Origin of the sequence: Amycolatopsis pittospori (assembly GCF_013870525.1) — a bacterium.
Lineage (GTDB): Bacteria > Actinomycetota > Actinomycetes > Mycobacteriales > Pseudonocardiaceae > Amycolatopsis > Amycolatopsis pittospori.
This window is the reverse complement of the sequence record NZ_JACBXD010000084.1, coordinates 1-9647: the sequence shown is the minus strand read 5'-3', so window position 1 is coordinate 9647 and position 9647 is coordinate 1. Positions and strand designations below refer to the sequence as shown.

Here is a 9647-nt window from a genome sequence, read left to right as displayed (position 1 = left end):
GTCGTGAGTGGCGATTCGGGTTAGAACCCGAATCGCCACTCACGAGTCTTTGCCCTCTTCGGCAAGGTAAGCGCGGAGGGCGTCTGCGACGAGCGCCGAAAGGGACGAGCCCGAATCGATGGCGCGGTACTTGACCTGCTTGATCAGCCCCACCGGCAGGTACACATTGAACTGCTTGACGTCCTCGTCACCCATGCGCCGATGCTAGCAAGCTAGCCGAGGTGGCTCAGCCCTGCACGACGATCCCTGTCACGACCGAAGGCCGGCGCCAGACCAAGGGGCGGGCCCCGCGACCCAGCCTTCGTCACCGCCCCATCCTGTCCGGCTCCCCACCAGCGGCTTTCCGGTTTGGTTGGCCGAACCCGGCATTCTGGGAACAACGTCACAAACCCTGGCGGCCCGCCCGGCGCAAGGTAACTTCGGAGTGGTGCCCACCACAGTCGCGAGCAGCCGTCGGACGGCAATCAGCGTGCTCGTGGCGCTGGGGCTCGTCGGGATCGCGATGGTGTCACTGGGTGCCACCGGCGGTCTGCCGTTCACCTTCAAACCCGTGAACGGGCAGGCGCTCGCGATCCTCGAGGAGGTCCCCGGTCCCGAGACCGGTCCGAAGTGTCCCCTCGATCAGCGTTACGTCGACGAGAAACCCGTCGGCCTGCGTCCGGACGTCCTCGAAGCCTGGAACACCTTGAGCGCCAAGGCGAAGCAGCAGAACGTCCAGTTGTGCGTGAACGACAGCAAACGCAGCCGGGCCCAGCAGCAGCGTGAGTTCGACAGTGCCGTCAAGCGGTTCGGCACCGAGGAACTGGCCAAGCGGTACGTGCTGACACCGGAGACGTCCATGCACGTCAAGGGGATCGCCGTCGACATCCAGCCGCTGGCCTCGGCCGCCTGGGTGGAGAAGAACGGCGGCGCGCTCGGCTGGTGCCGCCGGTACGACAACGAGAAGTGGCACTTCGAGTACGACCCGGCCTACGCGACCGGCGGCTGCCCGGCACTGCTTCCCAGCGCGACCGGTTCCTAAGCCAGCTTCTCGACCACGTACTCGGCCGCTTCCGCGAGCAGCGCCTGATCGTAGGGCGCGTCCTTCGCCGCTTTGCTGGACATGATCGCCACGACGATCGGCGCCCGGTCCGGCGGCCAGACGACGGCGATGTCGTTCATCGTGCCGTAGTCGCCGGTCCCGGTCTTGTCGGCGACGCTCCAGCCGGGCGGCAGGCCGGCCCGGATCCGCTCGGCGCCGGTGGTGTTGCGCCGCAACAGATCCCGGAGGAAGTCGCGCTTGTCCTCCGGGAGCGCGTCGCCCAGCACGATCTTCTGATAGTCGGCGCCGAACGCCCGCGGTGTCGTGGTGTCCCGCGGATCGCCAGGCGTCGCTTCGGTGATCGCCGGTTCGATCCGGTCCATCTGCGTCACGGTGTCGCCGAGGCTGCGGGTGAACGCCGTGAGCTGCGCGGGCCCGCCGAGATCCCGCAGCAGCAGGTTGCCCGCGGTGCCGTCGCTGAACCGGACGGCGGCGTCGCACAGCTGGCGGATCGTCATCCCGGTCGCCACGTGCTGCCCGGTGACCGGTGCGTGCTTCATCAGGTCTCCCCGCGAATACGTGACGCGGGTTTCCAGGTGTGACAACGGATTCCGTTGCAGGACGGCGGCCGCGGCGACTCCTTTGAACGTCGAACAGAACGCGAACCGCTCATCCGCGCGGTGTTCGACCACTTCGCCGCCACCGGTGTCGAGCGCGTACACGCCGAGTCGGGCGTCGTACTTCCGCTCCAGTTCCAGCAAACGGTCGTGGAACTGCCGGGTCGTCGACGGAGGCGGTGGCGGAGGCGGCGGTGTGGAAGTGGACGGAGTCGCGGGCGGGGTTCCGCGAGTGCACGCGGCCAGCGGCACGAGTACCGCCATCCCCAGAAGCGCACGACGGGTGACGGCCGGCCCCGGCGATGTCATCGTGATCCCTCCCCCTGATCACTTCGAACATAGCAACTTCCTGACCATCTCCGGATCGGCCAAGCGGCCGACCCCGGCACCCCCGATGAACCCGGGAGTGTGCCTTCCCCCACTCGACCGGGCCACCATCCTGGTTACCGACGGGTAACCAGGGCTAGGGTGCGGTCAGGACTACCTCTACTTCAGGAGTATTCGTGGCCGAAGGAGCAACACCGCTCGCGCCGAACGCGCGGACGGTACGCAATGTCGCCTTCGTCGAAGGGGTGCGAACGCCCTTCGGCAAGGCAGGCGAAAAGGGTATGTACGCCGGCACCCGCGCCGACGACCTCGTCGTCAACGCCATCCGTGAACTGCTGCGGCGGCATCCGGAACTGCCGCCGGAGCGCGTCGACGAGGTGGCGATCGCCGCCACCACCCAGATCGGCGACCAGGGCCTGACCATCGGCCGCACCGCCGCGCTGCTGGCGGGCCTGCCGAAGTCGGTACCCGGTTTCGCGCTGGACCGCATGTGCGCGGGCGCGATGACCGCGGTCACCACCACCGCGAGCGGCATCGGTTTCGGCGCCTATGACATCGCCATCGCCGGCGGCGTCGAACACATGGGCCGCCACCCGATGGGCGAGGGTGTCGACCCGAACCCGCGCATCATCGCCGACAAGCTCGTCGACCCGACCGCGCTCGTGATGGGCCAGACCGCGGAGAACCTGCACGACCGGTTCCCGGCGATCACCAAGCAGCGCACCGACGCCTTCGCCGCGCGCAGCCAGGAGAAGTACGCCGAAGCCGTGAAGACCGGCAAGATCGGCCCCGAGCTGGTCCCGGTCGCCACGCGGTCCAAAGAACTCGGCTGGGGTCTCGCGACCGAGGACGAGCCGCCCCGCCCGGGCACCACGGTCGAGCAGCTCGCCGGGCTGAAGACGCCGTTCCGCCCGCACGGCCGGATCACCGCGGGCAACGCGGCCGGTCTCAACGACGGCGCCACTGCGGCCCTGCTCGCCGACGAGGACACCGCCCGCGAACTCGGCCTGCCGATCGGCATGCGGCTCGTCGGCTACTCCTTCGCCGGCGTCGAGCCGGAGGTCATGGGCATCGGCCCGGTGCCCGCCACCGAGAAGCTGTTCAAGCGCACCGGCCTGTCGATCGACGACATCGGCCTCTTCGAGATCAACGAGGCGTTCGCCGTTCAGGTGCTGGCTTTCCTCGACCACTTCGGTATCGCCGACGACGATCCGCGGGTGAACCAGTGGGGTGGCGCGATCGCCTGCGGGCATCCGCTCGCGTCCTCCGGCGTCCGGCTGATGACGCAGCTTTCGCGTCAGTTCGCCGAGCGCCCCGACGTGCGCTACGGCCTGACCACCATGTGCATCGGCATCGGCATGGGTGGCACCGTGATCTGGGAGAACCCGGCGTTCGAGGGGGCCAAGTAACATGACTTTCACTGCTGAGCAGGCGAAAGCCGCTTTCCCCGACGAGGTCGTCACCAACGCCGTCACGCGTCTGGTGAAGGTGCCCGGGCTCGACAAGCCGGTCGCGCTGATCACCTTGGACAACGGCCACGACCACACCCGGCCGAACACCTTCGGCCCGCAGGGCCTGGTGAGCCTCGACGCCGCGATCGACGCCGCCTTCGCGGCCGAGCCCGCCGCGATCGCGGTCACCGGCAAGCCGTTCATCTTCGCCGTCGGCGCCGATCTTTCCGGTGTCGAAGCGGTCGCGGATCCGGCGCTGGCGCGGGAGATCGCGCAGACCGGGCACGACGTGTTCCGCCGTCTCACCGAAACCGAGATCCCGACCTTCGGTTTCATCAACGGCGCGGTGATGGGCGGCGGGCTCGAACTCGCGCTCTCCTGCCACTACCGCACGCTTTCCGAGAACACGGCCGCGATCGCGTTCCCCGAGGTCTTCCTCGGCCTGTTCCCGGGCTGGGGCGGCACGCAGCTGCTGCCGAACCTCATCGGCCCGGACGCCGCGGTCACCGTGATCATCGAGAACGCCTTGGCGCAGAACAAGATGCTCAAGGTCGCGCAGGCGGCGGAGCTCGGCATCGTCGACGAGGTCTTCGGTTCGGCCGACTACCTGGAGCAGTCGCTGCTGTGGCTGGCGAAGGTCGTCAACGGCGAGATCACCCCCGCCCGCCGCGAGATCGACCGCGGAGCGGGCTGGGACGCCGCGATCGGCCGCGCGAAGGCCATTGTGGACGGACGAACGAAGGGCGCGTCCCCGGGCGCGACCAAGGCCGTCGAGCTGTTGGAGCTGGCTCGCGAGAACGATCTGGACCGCGGCTACGCGGCCGAGACCGACGGACTCGCCGAGCTGCTCATGGATGACACGCTGCGCGCCGGGCTGTACTCGTTCAACCTGGTCAACAAGCGGGCCAAGCGCCCGGCGGGCGCGCCGGACAAGTCGTTGGCGCGCAAGGTGAACAAGGTCGGCATCGTCGGCGCCGGCCTGATGGCCAGCCAGATGGCGCTGCTGTTCGTCCGCCGTCTCAAGGTGCCGGTGGTGCTCACCGACGTCGACCAGGAACGGGTCGACAAGGGTGTGTCCTATGTGCACGGTGAGATCGACAAGCTGCTGGCCAAGAAGCGGGTTTCGCCGGACGGCGCGAACCGGCTGAAGGCGCTCGTCACCGGCTCGCTCGACAAGTCCGCCTTCGCCGACGCGGACTTCGTCATCGAGGCCGTCTTCGAGGAACTGGGCGTCAAGCAGAAGGTCTTCGCCGACCTGGAGCAGTACGTCTCCCCCGAGGCGATCCTGGCGACGAACACCTCGTCGCTGTCGATCACCGCGATGGCGTCGCAGCTGAAGCACCCCGAACGCGTGGTCGGGTTCCACTTCTTCAACCCGGTCGCGGTCATGCCGCTGCTGGAGATCGTCCGGGCGGAGAAGACCGACGACGCCGCGCTGGCCACCGCGTTCTCCGTCGGCAAGCAGCTCAAGAAGTCGAGCGTGCTGGTCAAGGACGCGTCCGCGTTCGTGGTCAACCGGCTGCTGCTGCGCTTCCTCGGCGAGGTCCTGGTGACCGTCGACGAGGGTACGCCGTTCGACGTCGCGGACAAGGCGCTCGAACCTCTGGGCCTGCCGATGACGCCGCTGACGCTGATGCAGCTGGTCGGCCCGGCGATCGCCCTGCACGTCGGGGAGACCCTGCACGAGGCGTTCCCGGACCGGTTCACCGTCAGCGAGAACCTCGACCGCTTCGTCAAGGCGGGCAAGAAGGGTGTCTGGCAGTGGGACGCTCACGGCAACGCGACCGTCGACCCCGAGGTGGACGAACTCTGGCAGCGCGGTGACTCGCCGTCGACGTCGGAGCAGGTGCGTGACCGCGCGCTGGCCGCGATCACCGAGGAGATCCGCATCATGCTCGACGAGGGTGTGGTCGCCGAGGCGCAGGACATCGATCTGTGCCTGATCCTCGGTGCCGGCTGGCCGTTCTGGCTCGGCGGCATCACGCCGTACCTGGACCGGGCCGGGGTGTCCGAGAAGGTCAACGGCAAGCCGTTCCTGGCTCCGGGTGTGGCGAGCGTGCCGCTCTCCTGACGCCGGTAAAAGGCCACCGTCGGCGAGCTTTCGATCGCCGACGGTGGCCTTTTTGCGTATTACGTGGACTTTGTAGCGCTTGACTGCGATTTCCGGAACACTCGCGCTAAGCCTGGATGTCCAGGTACTGGGGAAGAACAACACTGGGAGGAATATCGATGAAGAACATCGTCGTGCGCGTGGGCCTGGGGGCCGGCGCGGCGGTTCTGGGGTTGATGCTCGGAGCGGGTGTGGCGAGCGCTGACGACAGCGTCCGCATCACCGGCGACGAGACCGGCAGCGTCCGGATCACCGGAGTGGACAACCGCGACTTCGGCGTCACCCCGGCCAACCGGGACTTCTAACGGGTAAGGCCCGGCTCCCCTGCCATCCTCGGGGGAGCCGGGTTCCCTCCGCAGCGACGTTCGTCACGCGGCGCCGTCCGTTGGCCGCTCGGACACCGCCCGTTCAGCGAAGCTCTTTAGCGTGCCGCCGGTGAACAGCGAAAAACCCGGCGTCGACCGCCGCGGATTCCTCAAGCGGGCGGGTCTGGTGTCCGCGGTGGCGGCGAGCGTCCCACTCGCCGCCACGGCCCCGGCGGAAGCCCTCGATCTGGACGTCGATCTCGACATCGATGTCAGCCGGCTCTTCGGCCGGGACCGCTACCGATGGCTGGTGGGCGATCACCACATCCACACCCAGTACTCCTATGACGCGATGTACACGGTGGACGGAATCGCCCGTGACGCGCGGGCGCACGGCGCCGACTGGGCGGTGATCACCGACCACGGCCACGCCACGCACGAGAAGTCGTCGGTGGAACGGACGAACGCCGCGATCCGGGCGGCGCGGCGCGAACACCGCGACCTCCTGCTGTGGCAGGGCATGGAATGGAACGTGCCGGGCGCCGAACACGCGACGCTGTTCTTCCAGGCTGGCGCGGACCAGGCGGCGAAACTGCGCGAGTTCGAGCGGGCCTTCGACTGGCGGCTGACCGGTACCGAATCCGGCACGCCGTCGAACGAGGCGCTGGCCGTCGCGGCGATCCGCTGGCTCGCCGCCGAAGAACGGGCGCGGCGGATCCACGCACCGGTCGTCGTGATCAACCATCCGCTGCGCAACGGCCGCGTCGCCCCGCACGAGATCCGCGCGCTGCGCGACGCCTCGCCCGGCATCGTCATCGGCATGGAAGGCGCGCCGGGAGCGCAGGCCGACGGCTTCCCGAAACCACTCGGAAGCGGCGGTGGCGCGCGCGGCGGGTACGGCAACTCCCCCGGCTCGAACTCGTGGCCGGGCTTCCCGGAGTCGGCCTACCGCACCTACGGCGGTTTCGACTGGAGCACCGCGACCGTCGGCGGGCTGTGGGATTCGCTGCTGGCCGAGGGAAAGCCGTGGTGGATCACCAGCAACTCCGACTCGCATTACAACCGCGGCGACACCCTCGTCCGGCCGGGCGTCCCTGACGGCTACTACGACGAGCACGGCGCCTACCCGGATCCGATCGACACCGGCGTCCCACAGACTCTGCCTCCGTACGCGGACTTCGCTCCGGCCGAGTTCAGCCGGACAGTCGTCGGCGTGACCCGCAAGAGTCACGAAGGCGTGCTGGAGGGGCTGCGCGCGGGACGCGTCTGGGTGGTCCACGGCGGGCTCGCGCAGGAACTGGAATTCGGCGCGTACAGCGGCTGGAACTCGGCGACCATGGGCGGCAGGCTCCGCGTCCGGCGCGGGGACGACGTCACGGTCGTCGTCTCGGCGAAGCTCGCGGCCCGGCCGAACGGCGGCGGCGCGATCCCCCGGCTAGCGCGGCTCGACCTCGTCTCGGGACCGGTCACCGGCCCCGCGGCCGACCGTGACACCCAGACGGCTCCGGGCACCCGGGTGGTGCGCTCCTTCGAGCCGCGGTGGGCGCCCGGGCGGACGGTGGCCTTCCGGCACACCTTCCGCAACGTGCGTGAGCCGTTCTTCGTACGGCCCCGAGGCACGGACGGCAAGAAGCACGTGCCCGGCGGTATCGAGCCGAGCGCGGACGTCATCGGGCAAGCCAACCCGTTCGAGGACCTGTGGTTCTACGGCAATCCGATCTTCGTGGACGTCCGTCAGGCGTAGGGTTCGCCCATGCTTTCACTGAGCAGGCGACTGCTCGTGCGTTCACTCATGGCCGCCCTCCGGTTCCTGCTCGGTCTTCCGGAACCCCTGCTGCGCCTGGTCGCCGGCCGCCCCGTCCGCCTGGACGGGCAGCGGCTGGCGACCAGTTCGCAGGTGCTCATCAAGATGTCCAAACTGGCGCCGTTCGACTATCCGCACCGCAACGGGAGCGTCGAACGGGCTCGCGCCGAGCTGAACCAGGCCGGGGAACTGGCCGGGGCGGGTATCGGCGGGGACATCCGCCAGTCGGATCACGTCTTCACCGGCCCCGCCGGGCCGATGCGGATTCGCCTCTACGAACCGGCCGGGGCGGCTTCGCCGGGTCCGGCGCTGTTGTTCTTCCACGGCGGCGGCTACGTGCTCGGCGGGATCGAAACGCATGAGGGAGCGTGCCGCTACCTCGCCGAAGAGGCCGGGCTGCGGGTGGTCTCGGTCGACTACCGGCTGGCCCCGGAGCACCCGTTCCCCGCCGCCGTCGAGGACGGCATCGCCGCCTTCGCCCACGTACACGCGAACGCCGACAGCTATGGCCTCGACCCGGCACGGATCGCGGTCGGCGGGGACAGTTCCGGCGGCAACCTCGCCGCCGTCGTCGCGCACGCGGGCGCCCGCGGCGAGGTCGCGCGGCCCGCGTTCAGCCTCCTGCTGAACCCGGCGACCGACGCGTTCGGCACGCATCCGTCCCACGAGCTGTTCGGCCTCGGTTTCCGGCTCGACACCGAAGAACGTGCTTGGTACCGCGACCGGTACCTCTCGGACGAAACGCTCTATCGCGACCCGCGCGCTTCCGTGCTGTACGACGAACACGTCGCGGGCCTGCCAGCCACCTACATCGCGACGTCGGGCTTCGACCCGCTCCGCGACGAAGGTGAGGCCTACGCCCGGAAACTGGCCGACGCCGGTGTCCCGGTGATCCATCGGCGGCACCCCGGGCAGCTGCACGGCTTCGCGAGCCGGGTGGGCGTCGACCCCTCGGCGCGGCAAGCACTTCTGCACGCCGCGGGTGTCCTGCGGGCGGGCCTAGCGCTGGCAGACCACCGCAAGTAGAGGACTAGTTGCGGTACATGCACGCGCAAATACCGCAACTAGAGGACTAAATGCGCGGGGTGGGGAACTCACGAGAGGGTGTCCGGGTCCGGTCCCAGCCGCTTCCCCTGCTCCAGCGTCGCGATCGCGGCGACGTCGTGCGCGTCGAGCGCGAAGTCGAAGACGTCGATGTTCTCCGCGATCCGCTCGGCCGTGACGGATTTCGGGATCACCATGTGGTCCATCTCGACATGCCACCGCAACACGATCTGCGCCGGCGTCTTGCCGTGTTTCCGGGCGATGGTGGTGATCTTCTCGTCGGCAAGCAGTTCGCCGCCGCGCGCGAGCGGGCTCCATGCCTCGGTGATGATCTCGTGCTTCTCGTGGAACTCCCGCAGCAAGGGCTGCTGCAGCCACGGGTGGCATTCGATCTGGTTCACCGCCGGGACGACGTCGGTCTCCTCGATCAGCCGCTCCAGATGCGGGATCTGGAAGTTCGACACGCCGATCGCCTTCGCCCGGCCATCGGAGGCGATCTTTTCCAGCGCTCGCCACGTTTCCACGTACTTATCCTGCGAAGGCAGCGGCCAGTGGATCAGGTACAGGTCGACGTAGTCCAGCCCGAGTTCGCCCATGCTGGTGTCGAAGGCACGCAACGCCGAGTCGTAGCCGTGCTCGGTGTTCCACAGTTTCGTGGTGACGAACAGCTCCTCACGGGGGAGTCCACTGGTGCGGACGGCCTCCCCGACACCGCGTTCGTTGGCGTACAACGTCGCCGTGTCGATGGCGCGGTAGCCGGCCTCGAGGGCGGTGTGGACCGCGCGGACGACCTCGTCGTCGCCGATCTTGTACACCCCGAAACCGAGCTGGGGCAGGGACGTTCCGTTGTTCAGCCGCATACCCTGAACGGTAACCCCGCCGAGGGGTCAGGGCACAGCGGGCAGGTGCACCGTCACGGAAAGACCGCCGCCCACAACGGGTTCCGCGGACACCGTGCCGCCGTGCGC

Annotated in this window: 9 protein-coding genes; 6 read left to right on the top strand and 3 right to left on the bottom strand. The window is 68.9% G+C overall.

Annotation, left to right across the window (positions count from 1 at the left end; genetic code table 11):
• Positions 1-39 precede the first annotated feature (39 nt).
• Complete coding sequence (locus H5J31_RS32375; protein ID WP_181776474.1) at positions 40-195, bottom strand: ribbon-helix-helix domain-containing protein; 156 nt, start codon at positions 193-195, stop codon at positions 40-42.
• Between the two features lie 232 nt (positions 196-427).
• Between H5J31_RS32375 and H5J31_RS32370 the strand changes: the two genes are divergently transcribed.
• Positions 428-1021 carry a D-alanyl-D-alanine carboxypeptidase family protein gene (locus H5J31_RS32370; RefSeq protein ID WP_328701674.1) on the top strand — a complete coding sequence of 198 codons (594 nt, stop codon included), beginning with the start codon at positions 428-430 and terminating at the stop codon, positions 1019-1021.
• Here the strand turns inward: H5J31_RS32370 and bla are convergent.
• Positions 1018-1947 carry a class A beta-lactamase gene (gene bla / locus H5J31_RS32365; RefSeq protein ID WP_181776472.1) on the bottom strand — a complete coding sequence of 310 codons (930 nt, stop codon included), beginning with the start codon at positions 1945-1947 and terminating at the stop codon, positions 1018-1020. The genes H5J31_RS32370 and bla overlap by 4 nt on opposite strands.
• Before the next feature lie 194 nt (positions 1948-2141).
• On the opposite strand from bla, the gene H5J31_RS32360 reads away from it, so the two are divergent.
• From H5J31_RS32360 to H5J31_RS32340, 5 genes are all read left to right on the top strand, one after another.
• The gene (locus H5J31_RS32360) at positions 2142-3374 is read left to right on the top strand and encodes a thiolase family protein (protein WP_181776471.1); all 1233 of its coding nucleotides are present in this window, start codon (positions 2142-2144) and stop codon (positions 3372-3374) included.
• A gap of 1 nt (position 3375) precedes the next feature.
• Positions 3376-5487, top strand: a complete 2112-nt coding sequence (locus tag H5J31_RS32355; RefSeq protein WP_181776470.1) for a 3-hydroxyacyl-CoA dehydrogenase NAD-binding domain-containing protein — start codon at positions 3376-3378, stop codon at positions 5485-5487.
• 158 nt (positions 5488-5645) lie between these two features.
• Entirely contained in the window at positions 5646-5831 is a 186-nt protein-coding gene (locus tag H5J31_RS32350; protein WP_181776469.1) for a hypothetical protein, read from the top strand.
• Positions 5832-5961: 130 nt separating this feature from the next.
• Positions 5962-7575 carry a CehA/McbA family metallohydrolase domain-containing protein gene (locus tag H5J31_RS32345; protein WP_181776468.1) on the top strand — a complete coding sequence of 538 codons (1614 nt, stop codon included), beginning with the start codon at positions 5962-5964 and terminating at the stop codon, positions 7573-7575.
• Between the two features lie 9 nt (positions 7576-7584).
• Positions 7585-8661: an alpha/beta hydrolase gene (locus H5J31_RS32340; protein WP_181776467.1), complete on the top strand. Its 1077-nt coding sequence runs from the start codon at positions 7585-7587 to the stop codon at positions 8659-8661.
• A gap of 68 nt (positions 8662-8729) precedes the next feature.
• Here the strand turns inward: H5J31_RS32340 and H5J31_RS32335 are convergent, their stop codons facing one another.
• Complete coding sequence (locus tag H5J31_RS32335; protein WP_181776466.1) at positions 8730-9539, bottom strand: aldo/keto reductase; 810 nt, start codon at positions 9537-9539, stop codon at positions 8730-8732.
• Positions 9540-9647 lie beyond the last annotated feature (108 nt).